Below are 19,586 nucleotides of genomic sequence, written 5' to 3'. Positions count from 1 at the left end.
TTGCTGTGTGACAATAGTTACTGACTTCAAGATTTGGCCGTACTACTTTTGCTTCATCATTCAGTAAAACAATTATGAAACACCAATTTCTTATCACTATCGGCATTTTAGGCTTTACGCTTTTCGGCTACAGTCAGGATACGATTACTGTCACTAAAAAGGAGTTACTCGAAAAGGTAACGGATGCCAACCTTCAAGTTCAATTGGCCCAAAAAAACTTCCAAGCTGCCAAAGCAGACTACCAACAATCGAATGCACTCTTTTTGCCCAACATTACGGCAAGCCATACGGTCTTGTCAACCACCAATCCGTTAATGGCTTTTGGTTCCAAATTAAATCAGGAAATCTTAACCGCCTCCGACTTCAATCCGGCGCTCTTAAACAACCCGGCCAAAACGCAAAACTTTGCTACGGTGATTAGTGTACAACAACCGCTGTTGAATGCTGACGGACTATACGAAAGAAAAGCGGCCAAAGCCAAGATGCAAGCGTATGAACTACAGTCGGCACGCACCAAAGAATACATGCAACTCGAAGTAAGTAAAGCCTACAGGCAGTTGCAATTAGCCTATAAAGCGGTAGCCGTTTTAACCAAAGCAGCCGCTACAGCACAAGCCAACTTAAAGTTGGTCGATAACTATTTCAAACAAGGATTGGTTCAAAAAACAGATGTTTTAAATGTTCAGATTCGGGTCAATGAAGTGGCTAATCAATGGCACTATGCCAAAAGTTCGGTTCAAAATGCCTCCGATTATTTAGGGTTTTTATTGAATGAGGATACCAAAAATAAAACCTACCAACCTTCGGAAGAACCCGAAAATGGGATAAGTATCACCACTACAGCAACTGAAGTGCCCGAAAACAGAAAAGATATACAAGCCCTGAATCAATCCACATCGGCTTATCAAAAAATGTACCTGTCCAGCAAAATGAATTTTCTACCCCGACTGAATGCTTTCGGAAGTTATGAACTGTATGACCAAACGTTGTTCGGCACTAAAGCCAAAGGTTATACGGTGGGAGCCCAATTATCCTGGAATGTATTTGACGGGTATAAATCCATAGGTAAAATGGCCAAAGCGAAAGCCGAATATCAAAAAGCAAGCATTGAAACCGAACAATACAAAAAGCAAAGTCAGTTAGAAGTCAATACCACTAATCGCCAATTACGGGATGCGGAAAACAAAGTACAGCTTTCTCAGTTAGCCTTAGATCAAGCTCGGGAAGCATACCGAATTCGACAAAACCGATTTGCACAAGGCTTAGAAAAAACAACCGACTTGCTGCAATCCGAAACCCAAATGATTCAGAAAGAGCTGGAACAACTGCAAGCCGTTTTTGAATACAATACCACCCAAGAGTATTTACAGTTTTTAACGAACTAAGAGTCCAAAAGAACCCTAAAAATCAAAAACAACAAGATGAAAAAAATAATAACACTACTGTCACTAACCTCTGTTTTATTGATTTCCTGCGGGAAAGAAAAGAAAGAGACACTTAATACTGAACCGGCCATTGCTGTAAAAGTCAGCGGTATTGCCGCCGATACTAATGGCGCAACGGTAACAGCAAGCGGAAAGATTGAAGCCGAAAACAGCGCTAATGTCAGTACCCGTATGATGGGCTATGTAACTAAAGTTCATGTCAAAGTAGGACAAAAAGTTACCGCCGGTCAACTGTTAGTGAGCATTAACAACACCGATTTGCAAGCCAAAAAAGCACAAGCAGACGCCGGTATTTTACAAGCCTCAGCCGCTTACAACAATGCCAAAAAAGATTTCGATCGCTTTACCGCTTTATTCAACCAACAAAGTGCTTCCCAGAAAGAGCTGGATGATATGACTTCACGTTACGAAATGGCCAAAGCCGGTTTGGAAGGCGCCAAACAAATGAGAAACGAAGTACTGGCTCAGTTTTCCTATGCTACTATTACCGCTCCTTTTTCCGGAGAAGTGACCAATACCTTTGCCAAAGAAGGCGATATGGCCAACCCGGGCATGCCGTTAGTAAGCCTTGAAGGGGCTTCGCATTTACAAGTAACAGCTATGGTTTCAGAAAGCGATATTACTGCCATTCAAAACGGAATGAACGCAAAGGTTTTGGTAAAATCAACTAACCAAGAATTGAGCGGAAAAGTGATTGAAGTCAGTGGTTCAGCCAAAAATACCGGCGGACAATATTTAGTAAAAATTAGTTTAACTAATCCTAATAGCAAAGTACTATCGGGCATGTTTGTCAATGTGCAGTTTCCTTTGGTTAGTAAAAAACAAACCACTCCTGCTACCGAGAAAGTCATAGTCCCCGAAAGTGCTTTAGTACACCAAGGCCAGTTAACCGGAATTTATACTGTCAGCAACGGCAACACCGCTATCTTAAGATGGTTGCGAATTGGTAAAACCTATGGTAATACGGTAGAAGTACTATCAGGATTGTCGACCAATGAACAATACATTGTTTCAGCAGAAGGTAAATTATACAACGGAGCAAAAGTGAAAATAGACTAATCATTTTCACCCAAGGCGCAGCCGAATTGTATGGAGCGCAGCGTAGTAAAATTTTCAAATTATCTCATTTTCAAATTTTCAAATCAAAATTATGCAAGAAGGTATATCAGGTAAAATAGCCCATTTCTTTATCCATTCTAAACTTACCATTTTATTAATGGTGGGCTTAATGATAATTGGGGTATACAGTTCGTTCTTAATTCCGCGGGAAGAAGAACCCCAAATTAATGTTCCGATGGCCGATGTTATGGTGGGCTATCCGGGGGCGAATCCTACTGAAGTAGAAAGCCGTGTTGTTAAACCCCTGGAAAAAATTCTTTCCAATATTAAAGGAGTCGAACATGTGCACAGTATGGCCATGAACGGTCAAGCCATGTTAATCGTACAATTCTACGTTGGACAAGATGTTGAACGCTCGTATGTGAAATTGTATGACGAGTTGGCCAAGCACGAAAATATGTTTCCGCAAGGCGTTTACAAACCCATTGTCAAAACCCGTTCTATTGATGATGTGCCTATGCTGGGCTTGACGTTGTGGAGTGACAAACTCTCTGATTTTGAGTTGCGTCAAATGGCCGAAGAAGTTACCTCTGAAATTGAAAAAGTAAAAGATGTAGCCATTACCAAAGAAATCGGAGGCCGAAACCGCGAAGTAAAAGTTGTCCTCGACAAAGATAAAATGGCCGAAAACGGTGTGGATGCTTTGGGGATTATGCAAATGATTCAGGCCAATAACGGCAGCTCCCAATCGGGTAGTTTTGTGAATAACGATAAAGAATATTTAGTCACTACCGGACAGTTTTTAAAATCGTCTGAAGATGTAGAAAATTTGGTGGTGGGAGTCAATGCCAACTTACCGGTGTATTTAAAACAAGTCGCCAAAGTAGAAGACGGTCCCTCAACCCCCAGCAGCTATGTGTCCTTTGGGTATGGCAAAGCCAACGAACAATTCAAAATGGCTAAATCCGAATATCCTGCCGTAACCATTTCCATCGGAAAAGTAAAAGGCGCCGATGCCATGAAGATATCCGAAAAGATTTTAGAACGGGTGGAAGAACTTAAAAAGACCATTATCACCAATGACGTACAGGTAGAAGTCACCCGAAATTACGGAGAAACCGCTTCGGACAAAGTAGGTGAACTCTTGTTGCACTTAGGCATAGCTATTATAGCGGTAACACTGTTAGTTATCCTGGCTATGGGATGGCGAGGCGGTTTGGTCGTATTCTTCTCAGTACCGCTAACCTTTGCCTTAACGCTCTTTGCTTACTATTTATTGGGCTATACCTTAAACCGAATTACACTTTTCGCTTTGGTTTTCGTGGTCGGCATTGTGGTAGATGACAGTATCATCATTGCGGAGAACATGCACCGTCATTTCAAGATGAAGCGATTGCCGTTCAAACAAGCCGCCATTTATGCGATTAACGAAGTAGGAAATCCGACTATACTGGCCACTTTTACCGTAATTGCCGCTATCCTTCCTATGGCTTTTGTTTCGGGGATGATGGGCCCTTATATGAGTCCGATGCCGATTGGGGCTTCGATTGCCATGTTGCTTTCGTTGTTTGTAGCCTTAACCGTTACACCTTATTTGGGATATCACTTATTACAGGAAAAAGAAACCCAGCAACACAAAGCCGAGCAAGGATTAGAAACTTCCTTCATTTACAAAATTTACAACAAGCTCGAAAGACCGTTGTTGGAAAGCAGTAAAAAGCGTCGCCTTTTGGTGGGGCTCACCGTGCTACTTTTATTGGGCTCGGTAACGATGTTCTTCACCAAATCGGTAGTAGTAAAAATGCTTCCGTTTGATAATAAAAACGAATTCCAAGTCGTGATTGATATGCCCGAAGGCACCACCTTGGAGAGAACTGCAGCAGTCACCCAAGAAATAGCGCAATACTTATCTACGGTTCCTGAAGTGGTCAATTACCAAAACTACATCGGCACCTCTGCGCCTATCACCTTCAACGGATTAGTTAGACATTACGATTTGCGCGGTGGCAGCAATATGGCCGATATTCAAGTGAATTTACTACACAAAGAAGACCGAGACTTGCAAAGTCACAGCATTGCCAAACTAGTGCGTCCTGAGGTACAAAAGATTGCCAAAAAATATGGTGCCAATGTAAAGATTATTGAAGTCCCACCCGGACCTCCTGTTTTATCCACATTGGTAGCCGAGATTTACGGCCCGGATTACAAAGATCAAATCAAAGTGGCTAACCAAGTCAAAGGGATTTTGGAAACTACTTCTGATATCGTAGATGTCGACTGGATGACCGAAGATAATCAAACCGAATACCGTTTGGCCATTGACAAAGAAAAAGCCATGCTCAATGGCATCGCGCCTCAACAAGTGGTTGGGAATTTAACCTATTTGCTGAAAGAATATCCGGTTTCCAATCTTTATGCTGAAAACTCGAATGATAATGTTGGCATCGTTTTATCCCTGGATGATAAAGACAAAACGAGTTTGCAAGACATTCAGAACTTAAAAATCAAAGGAAGCCATGGCAATGTTGTTCCTGTAAGTGACTTGGTGAAAGTAATTCAAGACACGCTGCAAAAAACCATTTACCGCAAAGACCAAAAGCGCGTGGTGTATGTAACGGCTGATATGGCCGGTGCTTTGGAAAGTCCGGTGTACGCCATTTTGGGCATGAATGAAAAGCTGCAAAAAATGCAATTGCCCAAAGGCTATAAAGTCAATGAGCTTTACATGGAGCAGCCTACAGACGAAAGTGATTTCACTGTCAAATGGGACGGCGAATGGCAAATAACTTTAGAAGTATTCCGTGATTTAGGAGTTGCTTTTATGGTGGTTATTGTCATTATTTACATGCTGATTGTAGGTTGGTTTCAAAACTTCAAAACGCCTATGGTGATGATGATGGCTATCCCGCTTTCCCTTATCGGAATTGTTTTAGGGCATTGGCTGTTAGGAGCTTTCTTTACCGCTACTTCGTTTATCGGAATGATAGCTTTAGCCGGGGTGATGGTGCGAAACTCCGTGTTGCTGATTGACTTTATCGAGATTCGTTTGCAAGAAAGCATCCCGCTAAAACAAGCCATTATAGAAGCCGGAGCCGTCAGAACCACTCCTATCCTACTGACTACAGGCGCTGTAGTAATCGGGGCTTCCATCATCTTGTTTGACCCCATCTTTCAAGGATTGGCGATATCACTGGTGTTTGGTGCCATCGTATCAACAATACTGACCTTATTGGTAGTCCCTATCATTTATTATGTAACCGAAAGAAAGAAATGGGAAAAGTAATTCATTAAAAAAGTAAAAATGAAATTAGTAATCATCACCGCCAGCATCGCTTTTCAACAGGAAATCAAAGACATGCTGAAAAAAGCCGAAGTCAAAACTTATTCGTTTAAAGAAGTAACCGGTTATATGGATTTTTCTGATACCGCAACCCCTGAAAATTGGTTTGCGGCTGAAGTAAACGAAACCGAATCAATTCTTTTTTATGCTTTTGTAAAAAAGGAAAACGTAGACCTTCTTTTTACTTTAATCAACGAATTCAATGGAGTTCAGGAATCGCAATCACACATTCATATAGCTATCCTAAACATAGAAAAATCTAATAATCCAACCCTCTAAAAATCAAAATCATGATCAACAGTATCGTCAGAGCCGTAGCCGGCACATTTATCCTAATCAGCCTGGTATTGGCGCATTACGTCAATCCCAATTGGCTTTGGTTTACCGCCTTTGTAGGAGCCAATCTGTTCCAATCCTCAATAACCCGTTGGTGCTTGATGGAAGATATTTTAAAAAAATTGGGCCTTAAAGACTAGAGTCGGGTTGTATTTGTCTTAAAAAAGCAACACCTCATAACTTTACCGATTTACAATTAAATATACACTTGTCAGTCTGAGCCTGTCGAAGACCCTCATTAGTGCTTTAGGTAAAATCAAGCCCTTCGACCCTTCGACAGGCTCAGGATAAACTAAGCTCAGGGTGACAGTAGTGTTACGGATTGTATTTATCTTATAAAAGCAAAACACCATAACTTTACGAATTTACAATTAGATATACAGATGTCAGTCTGAGCCTGTCGAAGACCCCTTACCATACTGAGTATAATTTTTTGAATATTGCACCAATCTATCCCAATCCTGCTGTATCAAAGCCTCTTTTTTTCTTCTTGACCAGCCTTTTATTTGTTTTTCTATAGCAATAGCATTAAGCACATCATTGAACGTTTCGAACCAAACCAACTCTAAAGGTCTTTTGTCAAAAGTGTAACAGTCTTTATTTTTACCTGTTTGGTGCTCCCCTATTCTTCTTTCTAAATGGTTAGTAATGCCAGTGTAGTAGCTATTATCATTGCATTTTACTATGTAAACAAAATAGGTTCTCATAATGCTTCATTTGTAATAATTTACTTAAAAATACAATATTTTTTTCTTATTGCTATTTATTTTATTAATTATATGCCCTTCGACCCTCTCAATATTTAAGGTTAAATGAAGCCCTTCGACCCTTCGACAGGCTCAGGATAAACTAAGCTCAGGGTGACAGTAGTGTTACGGATTGTATTTATCTTAAAAGAGCAACACACCATAACTTTACGAATTTACAATTAGATATACAGATGTCAGTCTGAGCCTGTCGAAGACCCTCATAGTACAGCAATAAAAAAGCCCCTCTTTTAAGGGACTTTTAAAAGGCTGTCTTTCAAACCAACTGTTCCGACAACGCCAACACGGTCTGCAACTCCTGTTCCAACAGCCGTCTTTCGTATTTGAGCACTTTTAACTTTAGTCGGTTGCTGTAAAGGGCGTCACTATTGGGTTGCGGCAAGGGAGTTTGTTCAAAAAGTTCGTTCAACACTTCAATCCAATTGTCCTCACTGTTGCTTTTGATGTTGGCTAAAAACGTCAGCAGTCCCTCTCGGGTTGATTGTTGTTTTTGGCGGCGCTCTTCTGCTTGTATCAGAGGCACCAATTTGTTTTGCTGGCGCTCGTTCTGCACTACGGCCTCCATGATTTGCTGGTGGCGCCCGGCGGGCGACTCGGGTAAACTAGGGGGCACTACCTTTTTGGTGGCCAGCGCCGACAAACTGACCAAAAGCTCTAAAGAGCATTTCTTGTCTAAGGGAAGCTTTTCTTTGCCTTGCCCGGCCATTTCCAGGTCGGTTACGGTTACCCCTATCAGGAGCGAAAGGTCTTTCGAGCTTAAGCCCAGTGCTTGTTGAAGGTATATGGTTTTATTCATGGCCTTTTTTTCGTTATACTGTTGTTTGGAAGAGCTAAAAATAAAAAGCCCTCCCAGCGGGAGGGCCTTACTTAGTCTAAGCTGCCGGAGTAGCTGCCAAAAGGTTTTCTTTGTACGTTTTAACCGTTTCAATAAAAACATCAATTTCAGCCAATTCCCGATCCAGTCTGGTTACATCAAGCTCTTTTTGCAACAAAGCAATAACGCCATACGTTTCGCGACGGGTTTCCAAAAGGAACTTTTTGTAATCAATTTTCTTTCTCTTTTTAAGCTGCTCATCCTTAACCGGTCCATCCGGTAACGAAGCAATAATGCCATCGGTCACCGCTAACTCGGTAATTACCCCTTGTAAAACCGCATCAATCTCAATCGAGGTTTCTGCATACTTTACAATTAAACGCTCCTCGGCCGTTTTTTTAAAAGCTAAATCCGCTTTTTCACGCTCGGCCCATGTCAACAACACGTTGCAATCGGCAACCTGTGTCAAATTTTGTACTGAGTAGTTCATAATAAAAAAATTTAAAATTAATACCGAGGACATTTTCAAACCACATGCCAAAATGCAAAAAAGAGTAATTTTTTATCAAATATTTAACATTATCATTGTAGTATTCTTAATTGTAAATGATTCCTTATCCTAGGCCGGCTGTGGGCTTAGGGTAAATTTTCGCAATTCGGCGTCTAACAGCATTTTCTCCAATTCGAGTAAATAGAGCTTTAGCTTTAGCCGAAAAAGTCGGTCTAACCCCTGCGACCTCAAGCATTTATTGGCTTTATGGGCTATAGCACGCAGTACCGCCTGGTCGGTAGGATCTTGAGTTTCCCGGCGTACCGAGAGGAAGTCAACCACCTTCAACGCCTGTAAATACTCGGTATACTTGCTCTCTACGGTGGCAATCTTGCGGCGGGTCAACTCTTGTTGGTACTCATTTTCCTTGAGCATCCGCCCTACCGCCAAATGCTTTTGCCGATTTTGGGCTTCCAAGTGGGGCGATGGAGTGTCGGTGAGCGGGGCACAACCATAAGCTACCAAGTCGGCCAGCAGTCGCTTCGCTGCGAGCGGAATATCGCGTAAACCCAACTCATACTTAGAGAATTGGCTGCGGCTCACATTCAAAATCAGAGCCAAATCGTCCTGGGTCAGCCCCAAGACACTGCGTAAAGATTGCGTTTTTTTCATATCAAAACCGTGTTTTTAGTCCGTTGTAAAAAGGTGAAAATTTGGCGCAATTTTTTTTATAGAAAAAATTATGCCACACTTTTGGGGTCAAAACTTTTTTTTGAAAAAAAATTGCGCCAAGGTCTTTTCATTTATCCCTAAAACCGCCCGAGGCAATCGTAAGAAAAAGCAAGTAAAAAAACCGCAAAAATACCTAGCGTTGGGGAGTGTTGGTTTGGGATTTTTTTGGTAGGTTTGGTAACTATTTTAATTATAATTAATTATTGCTTTAATGTCAAATACAGACCTAACATTTTTCACCAATGAGCCTAATAATTCGCTATTGGATAGATTTAAAGCAACATTAAAAGATACTCAATATTTTGATGTTTTAGTTGGATATTTTAGAGCTAGTGGATTTTATCAACTATATGAATCACTTGAGCCAGTTGATAAAATTAGAATTTTAGTAGGATTAAGTATCGATAGGGATTCTTATGATATGATGCAATTTCATCAACAAATTGGTGTTTTGGATTTTGAATCGCATCAAAGAACTAAAAAGAAATATCAAGAAAATTTAAAAGAAGAAATAGAATCAAGTGACGAAAACGATAACAAACTTGAAATAGGCATAAGAAAATTTATTGAATTTTTAAGAGCTGAATGTCCAGATCCAGTGATAGATAAAGTTAACAATGGCAACGGTAAAAAATTAGAAATTCGTGCTTATCCCTCTAAAAATATTCACGCGAAAGTTTATATTGGAAAATTTAAACCTGAAGATCGGGATTATGGTTTTGTAGTTACAGGTTCTAGCAACTTTTCAGAATCAGGTTTTGTTGCTAATCGTGAGTTCAATGTAGAGCTAAGAGGCAAGAGAGATGTTTTATTTGCTGAAGAACAATTCAATACTCTATGGGAAGAATCTGTTGATATTTCAGATGATTTTATAGACACAATTACAACTAAAACATGGCTAAATGACCAAATCTTACCTTATGAACTTTATTTAAAACTCATTTATGAATATTTGGAAGAAGATATAAATTTAGCTGATGAGTTTGAACCTTTTTTGCCGGATGGTTTTATGCAATTAAAATATCAAAATCAAGCTGCAATTCAAGCAAAAAAAATACTCGAAACATACAATGGTGTTTTCCTAGCTGATGTTGTTGGGCTTGGGAAAACTTTTATTACTGCTCTTTTATTACAACAGTTAAAAGGTAAAACTTTGGTAATTTGCCCTCCTGTGTTAAGAGAATACTGGAAGGATTCTTTATTTGATTTTGGAATTAGAAGTTTTGAAGTTGAATCTTTAGGTAAATTGGACCATATTCTAAAAAAAGGTATTGAAAAATATGATTATATTGTGGTAGATGAAGCGCATAGGTTCAGAAATGAAGGAACTCAATCGTATGCAAACCTTTTAGATATTTGTAGAGGGAAAAAAGTAATACTAGTTACAGCAACGCCTTTGAATAATACCGTTGATGATATATTTGCTCAACTTAAATTATTTCAGGCCCCAAAAAATTCTACAATTCCCGGAGTACCAAATCTTGAAAAGTTCTTCGCTGGCCTAAAGACTAAATTGTCTAAGTTAGAAAAAACAGACCCAGAGTATAAAAAACTAATAAAAGAAGTCTCCGAATCCATTCGAAATAATATTTTGCGTTATGTTATGGTTCGCAGAACCAGAAAAGATGTAATGACTTATTTTAAAGCGGATATGAACAAGCAAGGATTAAAGTTCCCTGAGTTGGATAATCCACAAAAAATAGTTTATGAATATAAAGATGAACTGGAAGAAGTTTTCAAAAGAACGATAGCCAAGCTTCAAGAATTTACTTATGCTCGATATACACCATTACTCTATTATATTGGTAACAAAACACTGAGTGAATTCGAAAAACAACAACAACGAAATGTTGGTGGATTCATGAAAGGCGTTTTAGTAAAACGATTAGAAAGTAGTTTTTATGCTTTTCGTCAAAGCGTTGATCGATTTATTATTTCTTACGAAAAATTCATCAACATGTACCAAACTCAAAAGTTTGTTTACATCAGCAAAAAAATAGATGTATATGACTTATTAGAAAGTGATGATATTGCAAAACTAGAGGCATTTGTTGATGAAGACAAAGCACACAAATATGATGCTAAAGATTTCAAAAATGATTTTATTGAAAAATTAGAGTTTGATTTAGAAATACTAAAAGAGATTCAGAAAGATTGGAAAAGAGTTAATGAAGATCCCAAATTAGAGCAATTCATTTTTGAACTTAAAAACACTAAAGCTTTAAAGAATAATAAGCTTGTCATTTTCACAGAATCTAAAGAAACAGGAGATTACATTTATGAAGCGTTAATTGACGAGTTTCCGAATCAAGTTATGTTTTACTCAAGTAAAGGAGGGAGACATACTGACAAGAAGTTAACTTCAAATCATATCGTTTCGAGAGATTTAATAACCTTAAATTACGATCCAAACAAAAAAGGAAAAGAGCAAGCTAACGATTTGAAAATTTTAATTGCAACTGATGTACTTGCAGAGGGTATTAACTTACACCGCTCTAATGTTTTAGTAAATTATGATTTACCTTGGAATCCAACAAGAGTTTTACAAAGAGCTGGGCGTGTAAATCGTTTAGGAAGCACATTTTCTCAAGTTCATATATACAACTTCTTCCCTACTACTCAATCCGATGAACATCTTGGTTTGGAAGTAAACATCACTAATAAAATTCAAATGTTTCACGATATTTTGGGTGAAGATGCTAAATATTTGAGTGATGGTGAAGAATTTGGAAGTCAAGAACTATTCAATACTTTGAATAACAAAAATTCTTATACCGGTGAAGATGGCGAAGGTGATTCTGAGCTAAAATATTTAGAATTGATTAGAAAAATTAGAGATGAACAACCGGACCTATTTGAAAAAATAAAAAATTTACCTAAAAAAGCACGCTCTGGTTTTCAAAAAGACAAAATTGAAGATGATGTATTAATTACTTTTTTCAGAATTGGACGATTGAAAAAATTCTACTTCAACCAACTTGGAAAATCTAATGAAGTTACTTTTTTTGATGCTGTTAAAGAATTAGAATGCAAACCAGAAACAAAAAAAGCAGCAATACCTAATGATTACTATCATTTATTGCAAACTAATAAAACTCGTTTCGAATTAGATTCAACCATTGGTGAAGACGAAACAAAAGGAAGCGGTGGACGTTCTAATGCTAAATATATTGAAGACCGCCTTAAAGATAAATTGTTTAAAAACTATAAAGGTTTTACTGACTTTGATGATGAATTCATCAATGGTGTAAAAGAAATGTTAGCACTTGGAACCATTGCTAAAAAGACATCACAATCTATTAAGAAAGAATTAGAAAGAACAATAGACCCATTAGAGACATTGTCAATTCTAAGAAAACACATTCGTTTGGTTGCAATTGATGGAAATAATGATACTAAAAAGTTCCAAAAGCGTGAAGTGATACTCTCGGGATATTTAATTAAATAAGTATGGATAAGAAAACAGCACAACAGCTAATAGAAAAAACATTTAATAACTCTTTTAACGAAGAGCAGTTTACTATATTTTCCAAAAACTTGTTGAATGACTTTGAAACAAAAAATAATTCGTATAGTGGCAATTTGCTTTGGGATGATTACAAAGAGCATATCAATTCCTATAAAAGAATAGGCAAATATATCGACCCACAAGGTGATGCGTTAGATATACTATTAGTAGAAGTAAAAACGGTAACCAAACTTGAAAAAGCCAGAACAACACTTAGAAACTTTGTTATTAAACATCTAAATAATTTTGAAAAAGATTATGCCTTAGTAGCTTTTTATTCTAAAGAAGATGGTGGCGATGATTGGCGTTTTTCATTTGTGAAACTCGAATACCGTTCTGAATTTGATGAAGGAAAGGGAAAAGTTAAGACCAAAAAAGATTTTACTCCTGCCAAAAGATATTCATTCTTAGTAGGTAAATATGAAAAATGTCACACTGCTCAGGAACAATTATTACCGCTTTTACAAAATATTGCCAATAATCCAACAGTTGCAGAATTAGAGAATGCTTTTAGTATAGAGAAAGTTACAGATGAGTTCTTTAATCAATACAAAGAGCTTTATTCAAAATTATTTGAGCATTTCAAGAAAGACAATAACATACAAGCTGAGTTATTGAGGTCAAATATCGACAATGCACGTTTTACTAAAAAGTTATTGGGTCAAATCGTCTTTCTATACTTCTTGCAAAAGAAAGGTTGGTTAGGGGTTGAACAAAATCAAAAATGGGGAACGGGAAACAAGCGATTTGTTCAGGATTTATTTGATGTTTCTGAAAATGAAAGAGTCAATTTCTTTAAAGACAAATTGCAGTATTTGTTTTATGAAGCATTAGCGAAAGAACGCGATAACGAGAACTCTTACTATTCTAAATTAAATTGTCGAATTCCTTTCTTGAATGGTGGTCTGTTTGAAGCAGATTATGATTGGAAAAATGCAAACATTACTATTCCTACTACACTCTTTAGGAGTGGTGAAGAAAAAGAAAGTGAACGAACCGGTATTTTAGATGTTTTTGGACGGTACAACTTTACTATAAAGGAAGACGAACCTCTTGACAAAGAAGTAGCGGTCGACCCAGAAATGTTGGGTAAAGTATTTGAGAACATGCTTGAAATTACCGAACGCAAAAGCAAAGGCGCTTTCTATACACCAAGAGAAATTGTGCATTATATGTGCCAGGAAAGCTTGATACATTATTTAGATAATGCGCTTAATGAGACAAAAGAAAATAATTTACTAGTTCCTAAAACAGATATCGAAGATTATATACGTAAAGGGCATTTTGCTCTGGAAAATGACCAACGTGTAGCTGCTAAAGGTGAAACCAAAACCTATCAATACCAACTGCCCGAGAGTATTAGGCTAAATGCCGAACTTATCGACCAAAAACTAAGTGACATCCGAATTTGTGACCCGGCTATCGGTTCGGGTGCTTTTCCAGTGGGATTATTGCACGAATTGGTTACGGCACAATTAGTTTTAAAACCTCATTTCAGTCTCAATTATTTAAAAGATAAACTAGACCATTTTAAGTTTAAAGAAAGAGATAACATAAACGAAAGCCGTTACGTCTACCGCTTAAAACGCCACATCATACAAGAAAGCATTTACGGTGTTGATATCGATGCCAGTGCCATTGATATTGCACGTTTACGTCTGTGGTTATCGCTTGTGGTGGATGAAGATGATTTAGACCCAATTGAAACGTTACCTAACTTAGATTATAAAATTGTTTGTGGCAATTCGTTAATTGGGATGCCTGAAAATGCAATGCATGATTTGGAAATAGAAAAAGAATTAGAAAATCTTAAAGACAAGTTCTACGACCAAACTAATGAAACAACAAAGAAAGATCTTCGAAAAGAAATAAATACCAAAATAAGGGAACTTTTAGATTCCGCAGAAATTTATGCTGGTTACAAAATAGATTTTGATTTTAAACTATTTTTCTCCGAAGTATGGAGGGAAAAGGGAGGCTTTGATGTAGTGATTGGAAATCCTCCTTACATTGGTATTTCAAAGGTTAATTATAAAGATACTCTCAAAAAAATAAATTATGAAACCTTTGCAACAACAGGTGATTTATATGTACTATTCTATGAGAATGGTTATAAAATGTTAAAACAACATGGAAATGTTAATCTAATAACTTCTAATAAATGGATTAATGCTTCATATGGTTCTAAAACTAGAAATTTCTTTGCGAAAAGAACAAATCCTTATTTACTTATAGATTTTGCCAAAGTTAAAATTTTTCCAAATGCTACAGTTTTTGTAAATATCTTAATGTTGGAAAGAAGTAGTCCTGATAGGTATGTCGAAGCTGTTGCTATTGAAGGTAATTATCTTCCAACACAAACATTGTATGATTATTTTACTAGTAGAAAAGTAACTATAGAATTAAAAGGTGAAGAAGTTTGGAAAATTGGCTCTACAAAAGAATTAGATATAAATCAAAAAATTGAATCAAAAGGAACAAGATTAAAAGATTGGAACGGTATTGAATTTTTTAGAGGAATAACTTCGGGATTTAATGAAGCATTTCATTTAAATATTCAAGACGCTCAAGAGCTGATTAGCTTAGACCAAAAGAATTTAGAAATAATTAAACCTTTATTAAGAGGCAAGGATATAAAAAGATGGATTTTTGATTATCATGATTTATTTATTTTGAATAGTCATAATGGAGTACGAGAAAATGACGTAAAACGAATTAATGTAGAAAAGGATTATCCAACAATATATAATTATTTACTTGATTATTATGACCAAAATAGTCCAAAAGCTGTTTTGTTAAAAGATGGTAGTTATCAAACTTTGAAAGACAGGGCTGATCAAGGTGATCATTGGACTAATTTGCGAAACTGTGCATTTATTAATGAATTTGAAAAGCCAAAAATAATTTGGCTTGAAATTTCTGAACGTGCAAATTATGCATTTGATAATGGTGGATATTTTTTAACTAATTCAGCGTATTTTATATCCGGTGAAAATTTAAAGTATCTTATTACAATATTAAACTCTTCCGTTTCAGACTATTATTTCTTCCAAATTACTGCAAAAATTGCAGGAGGTAGAAAACGTTATACAAAACAATATGTAGAGCAAATCCCAATACCTGTAATTAGTAAAAATGATCAACTTCCATTTGAACTCTTAGTTGATTATGTAATTTTATCTAAGACTCAAACAAATGATTTGATTTTCAAATTCTTTGAACAACTATTAGATGCAATTGTTTTTGAACTTTACTTCACTGAAGAGATGAAATCTGCTGGAAAAGAAATTATAAATAATTTAAAGGATTTAAAGCCTATTAACGATTCTATGAGTCAGGAACAAAAGTTAGCAATTATCCAATCTGAATTTGAGCGTTTATATGATGACAGGCATCCTGTAAAATTTGCCATCGAAACACTGGATAGTATTGAAGAAGTTAGAATAATTAAAGAAGCTTTAAAATAAAAAAAGAATTATGTCATTTAATCCAAAATCAGAATACACCATAGTACCAACCGAAATTGGTATAAAAGATTTTTTGAATACAAAGAAGATTTTGTTACTCGTCCGCCCTATCAAAGGAAAGTTGTTTGGAGTAGAAAGAAAAAACAAGCGCTTATGGATAGCTTGTTCAGACGTTATTACATTCCAAAATTAGTTGTTCGTGAAGTTCGATTAGCGGACAATAGAACCGTTAATGAAATTGTAGATGGTCAACAAAGAATTACTACTGTTCAAGATTTTTTTGACAATCAATATCCTCTACCAAAATCGCTTCAAGATATTTCTAAGGATTTAGCCGGTAAGTATTATAAAGATTTAGATACTGAAATCAGGAAGTTTATTGACAAGTCCTTAAAATATCAAGCCGATGTAATCAAAAATATTGACCAACCATCAAGTGTAGAGCATCAATTAATTGCAACTGATATTTTTTGGCGTTTACAACAAGGCGAAACACTAAACTACATGGAAATTGCTCATGCACAATTATCTAGTTTAACTCGCAACTTCATAGTTAAATATTCTGATGACTTAACTTTTGATTATACTAAATATGAGCCAATTGATAGTAATCCTGACAAGATGCCTTTCTTTAAATTATTAAATGTTGATAATGACAGGATGAAACATTTACAATTTATGGCTCGTTTCATTTTAATAGAAAATGCTAATGGCTATGCCGATTTAAGTGATAAAAAAATATCAGAATTTATAGATGATGAAAAAAAGGAAGACGGGATTGGTAATTATTCCTTTGAAAACAAACCTATTGCGATTGAAGTAAGAAAAAATCTTAAAGCTTTTTATGATATTTTTAAAGACGATCCAATGCTTGATGATACAAATGGTATCAAAGAGCTTTCGATTGAGTATTTTATTATTTCAGTCTATATGATTATTAGACACCTCAGAATGTATTATATTTTGGATGAATCAACACAATTAATGATGAGAGAATTCATATATGATTTTCATAAAAGGTGGAAAACCTATGATGAAACGACAGATAATGATATGTTAACGTTTTGCAACAGAAGACAACAAGGGGAAAATGATTTGGAAGTAAGAGATATGATTATGAGACAAATATTCTTCCAATATTTAAAAGATAAAAATTTTGAGCTAAAAGAAAAAGACCAACAAAGAGCATTTTCTGAATTGCAAAGAATACTTATATATAGAAAAGGTAAAGGACATTGTCAAGCATGTTTAAGAGAAGGAAAAACAGAAAAAGATGCTAGAGTAAGTTGGTCAAAATACCAAGCAGACCATGTAATACCACATTCTAAAGGAGGACAAACACACATTGATAATGGAGAGCTTTTATGTACTTATCACAACCTATCGAAAGGAGCTAAAACAAATTAAAGATGAAAATTAAAACCATTTCCATTAATAAATACAAAGCTTTTACCAAAGAAGAAAAAATACCAATAGACGAAAAAAACGTTTTTATTTATGGTGAAAATGGTAGTGGTAAAAGTTCCTTTTATTATGCTTTGAAAGATTTTTTTCAATCAAGTGTTGAACCAATAGATATGGCTTCTTTGAGAAACTATACTTTAACAGATGGATTAACAGATTGTTCTATAGAGATAGAATTTACGGGTACAATACGAAATATACTAAACGAGACAACTAAAAGTACTAATACACCTCAAATATCAGATGCAAATCGGTTAAAAAGTTTTCTAACATACAAGCATTTATTAGGTATTCATAATGTAAAAATTTCACAAGAAATTGATGTTTTTGAATTAGTAGTGAATGGTGTTTTAAAACATTTTAAATCAGCCACAATAACTGGAGGTGTAGAATTAGGAGTTCTTTGGCTGGATTTGCTTAATGAGCATAAAAAAGATTACGGAAGTGGTAAAGAATTTTATTTTGCTCGTCAAAAAAAAGCGTCTGTAGAACGAAAAGCAATTGCTTTTAATAACGCCATAAACAAACTTTTTTTAACTGGAAATCCAGATTATTTAGCTCCAGGAGTAAATAAAATATTAGAAAAATTATCACCCGGGTTAAAGATAGAATTTAATAGGCATACAGTTACGGTTAATGAATGGGGTTATATAACAATGCCTAAAATAATTTTAGAAGTTGAATCACAAGGAGTGTCACTAAATACTAAAGCTCCGCATTTTTCATTAAACGAAGCTAAACTATCGGCAATTGCAATAAGTATTTTTTTAGGAGCAATTGTCAAACAGAGTCCATTTTCAAAAGAAATTAAACCACTATTTTTAGATGATATTTTAATTGGTTTAGATAATGAGAATAGGTTAAAACTTCTTCATTTATTACAAGAAAAAGATGTGCCTACTGCAGATAAAGTTTTCAAGGATTTTCAAATTTTTATTACTACTTACGACAGGCATTGGTATGAAGTTGCAAAACTAAATTTATCAAACTGGAAATTTATTGAGTTCTATAAAGGAACAAATGGTCCAGAAATAAATCACAATCAAAAAACTAATATTGAAAGAGCACGGTGTTATTTAAATGCCTATGATTTTCCAGCTTGTGCCAATTATTTAAGAAAAGAATGTGAAAATGTATTAAAAGAGAAACTTCTTGAAACATACAAAGTTGGTAAAGGAATAAAAGGGTTAGTCAAACCACCCGATTTAGAAACTTTAATTAATAGGTTAAAAGAATATTACGAGGATCTTGGATTGGAGCCACCTTTTAATTTAGTGGAAAGTTTACAAAATTACAAAAGCATTCTTTTCAATCCAATGTCACATAGCGATTTGGAAAGTCCAATTTATAAAAATGATCTCGAGTTAGCATTTAAAACAATCGACGATTTGCAGAAAATAGTTTTGCCTACAAGAAAGATAATAATAAGTAAAGGAACTTTATTTAATCTTACACTGCCTACAATAAATTATTCAGCTGAAATTGTTACTGCAAAAGATATTTATTTAGTTGAGCATAATGCTATTAAGAGTATTAGTCCAATAGATATATTTTTTAAAACTTGGAGGAGAGAAGGTGTCGAGTATGCAATACCAACGGGTAGTCCTGCAATAGCTTACGCCAATGCTGGGCTTCTTGATAGAATAAAGAATAGTCCATTTTCAATTGAAAAAGCAATAAATGGTTTAAATATTACCTGTAATGATAGAGGTCAAGCTGAAGTCATAGAGGAGGAAATTTTAAAAGCATTGGTCTCTGATGGTAAAACTGTTTTCGACATTATTGATGAATCAAAAAAATAGAAAATGGAAGAATTTAGAGGGTTAGTTTTATACAACTTAGAACTAGATGGTAACTTAAATGGTGTTTATACTAATAATCATCCAGACTTGAGAGGTCAAATTTTTACCGAAACAGCAAGGTTACGCGACGATACAATAATAGTTGACGAAACTCAAATTCGAGTTTATGATTGTTTTTATTTTGATGCAGTTGATGGTAGCATAAATTGCACTTTAACTTTTAATATCACTAACAGAATTATTACAGCAACCTGGACACTTAACGGTAGAGTTATCTTTACAGGGGAAGGCTTTCAAATGAATGACAGACAAATTGCTATTTCTTATTGGCACGCTGATAATTAATAAAATATGGAAGCTAG

General features: G+C 35.7%; 14 protein-coding genes. 10 read left to right on the top strand and 4 right to left on the bottom strand.

What is annotated here, in order from left to right:
- Nucleotides 1-74 precede the first annotated feature (74 nt).
- The 5 genes from GUU89_RS11000 (at nt 75) to GUU89_RS10980 (ending at nt 6,320) form a co-directional block, all read left to right on the top strand.
- On the top strand, nt 75-1,385 hold the full coding sequence (locus GUU89_RS11000) for a TolC family protein (RefSeq protein WP_162127956.1): 1,311 nt from the start codon (nt 75-77) through the stop codon (nt 1,383-1,385).
- A gap of 36 nt (nt 1,386-1,421) precedes the next feature.
- Nucleotides 1,422-2,504 (top strand): efflux RND transporter periplasmic adaptor subunit, encoded by a 1,083-nt coding sequence (locus GUU89_RS10995; RefSeq protein WP_162127955.1) that lies wholly within the window; start codon nt 1,422-1,424, stop codon nt 2,502-2,504.
- 91 nt (nt 2,505-2,595) lie between these two features.
- Nucleotides 2,596-5,787, top strand: a complete 3,192-nt coding sequence (locus tag GUU89_RS10990) for an efflux RND transporter permease subunit (protein WP_162127954.1) — start codon at nt 2,596-2,598, stop codon at nt 5,785-5,787.
- 18 nt (nt 5,788-5,805) lie between these two features.
- Entirely contained in the window at nt 5,806-6,123 is a 318-nt protein-coding gene (locus GUU89_RS10985) for a hypothetical protein (RefSeq protein ID WP_162127953.1), read from the top strand.
- A gap of 11 nt (nt 6,124-6,134) precedes the next feature.
- Entirely contained in the window at nt 6,135-6,320 is a 186-nt protein-coding gene (locus GUU89_RS10980; RefSeq protein WP_202924448.1) for a YgaP family membrane protein, read from the top strand.
- A 246-nt stretch (nt 6,321-6,566) separates the two neighbouring features.
- Here the strand turns inward: GUU89_RS10980 and GUU89_RS10975 are convergent, their stop codons facing one another.
- The 4 genes from GUU89_RS10975 to GUU89_RS10960 all read right to left on the bottom strand — a co-directional run bounded on the left by GUU89_RS10975 (nt 6,567) and on the right by GUU89_RS10960 (nt 8,923).
- Entirely contained in the window at nt 6,567-6,887 is a 321-nt protein-coding gene (locus tag GUU89_RS10975) for a GIY-YIG nuclease family protein (RefSeq protein WP_162127952.1), read from the bottom strand.
- 316 nt (nt 6,888-7,203) lie between these two features.
- Complete coding sequence (locus GUU89_RS10970; protein WP_162127951.1) at nt 7,204-7,743, bottom strand: hypothetical protein; 540 nt, start codon at nt 7,741-7,743, stop codon at nt 7,204-7,206.
- A 76-nt stretch (nt 7,744-7,819) separates the two neighbouring features.
- Nucleotides 7,820-8,251, bottom strand: coding sequence for a hypothetical protein (locus GUU89_RS10965; protein ID WP_162127950.1), 432 nt, complete (start codon nt 8,249-8,251; stop codon nt 7,820-7,822).
- Between the two features lie 129 nt (nt 8,252-8,380).
- Nucleotides 8,381-8,923, bottom strand: a complete 543-nt coding sequence (locus tag GUU89_RS10960) for a helix-turn-helix domain-containing protein (protein WP_162127949.1) — start codon at nt 8,921-8,923, stop codon at nt 8,381-8,383.
- Nucleotides 8,924-9,194: 271 nt separating this feature from the next.
- Between GUU89_RS10960 and GUU89_RS10955 the strand changes: the two genes are divergently transcribed.
- From GUU89_RS10955 to GUU89_RS10930, 5 genes are read left to right on the top strand one after another with little or no spacing between them, the layout of a single operon-like run.
- Nucleotides 9,195-12,431: an SNF2-related protein gene (locus tag GUU89_RS10955; RefSeq protein WP_162127948.1), complete on the top strand. Its 3,237-nt coding sequence runs from the start codon at nt 9,195-9,197 to the stop codon at nt 12,429-12,431.
- Nucleotides 12,432-12,433: 2 nt separating this feature from the next.
- Nucleotides 12,434-15,958, top strand: a complete 3,525-nt coding sequence (locus GUU89_RS10950; RefSeq protein WP_162127947.1) for an Eco57I restriction-modification methylase domain-containing protein — start codon at nt 12,434-12,436, stop codon at nt 15,956-15,958.
- Nucleotides 15,959-15,985: 27 nt separating this feature from the next.
- Nucleotides 15,986-17,365 (top strand): HNH endonuclease family protein, encoded by a 1,380-nt coding sequence (locus GUU89_RS10940; protein WP_394350922.1) that lies wholly within the window; start codon nt 15,986-15,988, stop codon nt 17,363-17,365.
- Nucleotides 17,366-17,367: 2 nt separating this feature from the next.
- A complete protein-coding gene (locus GUU89_RS10935; RefSeq protein WP_162127944.1) occupies nt 17,368-19,224 on the top strand; it encodes an AAA family ATPase in 1,857 nt (618 codons plus the stop codon).
- Nucleotides 19,225-19,227: 3 nt separating this feature from the next.
- A complete protein-coding gene (locus tag GUU89_RS10930) occupies nt 19,228-19,569 on the top strand; it encodes a hypothetical protein (RefSeq protein WP_162127943.1) in 342 nt (113 codons plus the stop codon).
- The last annotated feature ends 17 nt before the right edge of the window (nt 19,570-19,586 follow it).

It is taken from the genome of Flavobacterium phycosphaerae (genome assembly GCF_010119235.1).
In the GTDB taxonomy this organism is placed as follows: domain Bacteria; phylum Bacteroidota; class Bacteroidia; order Flavobacteriales; family Flavobacteriaceae; genus Flavobacterium; species Flavobacterium phycosphaerae.
The sequence above is the reverse complement of the archived record's forward strand: the minus strand, read 5'-3'. Positions and strand labels throughout refer to the sequence as shown.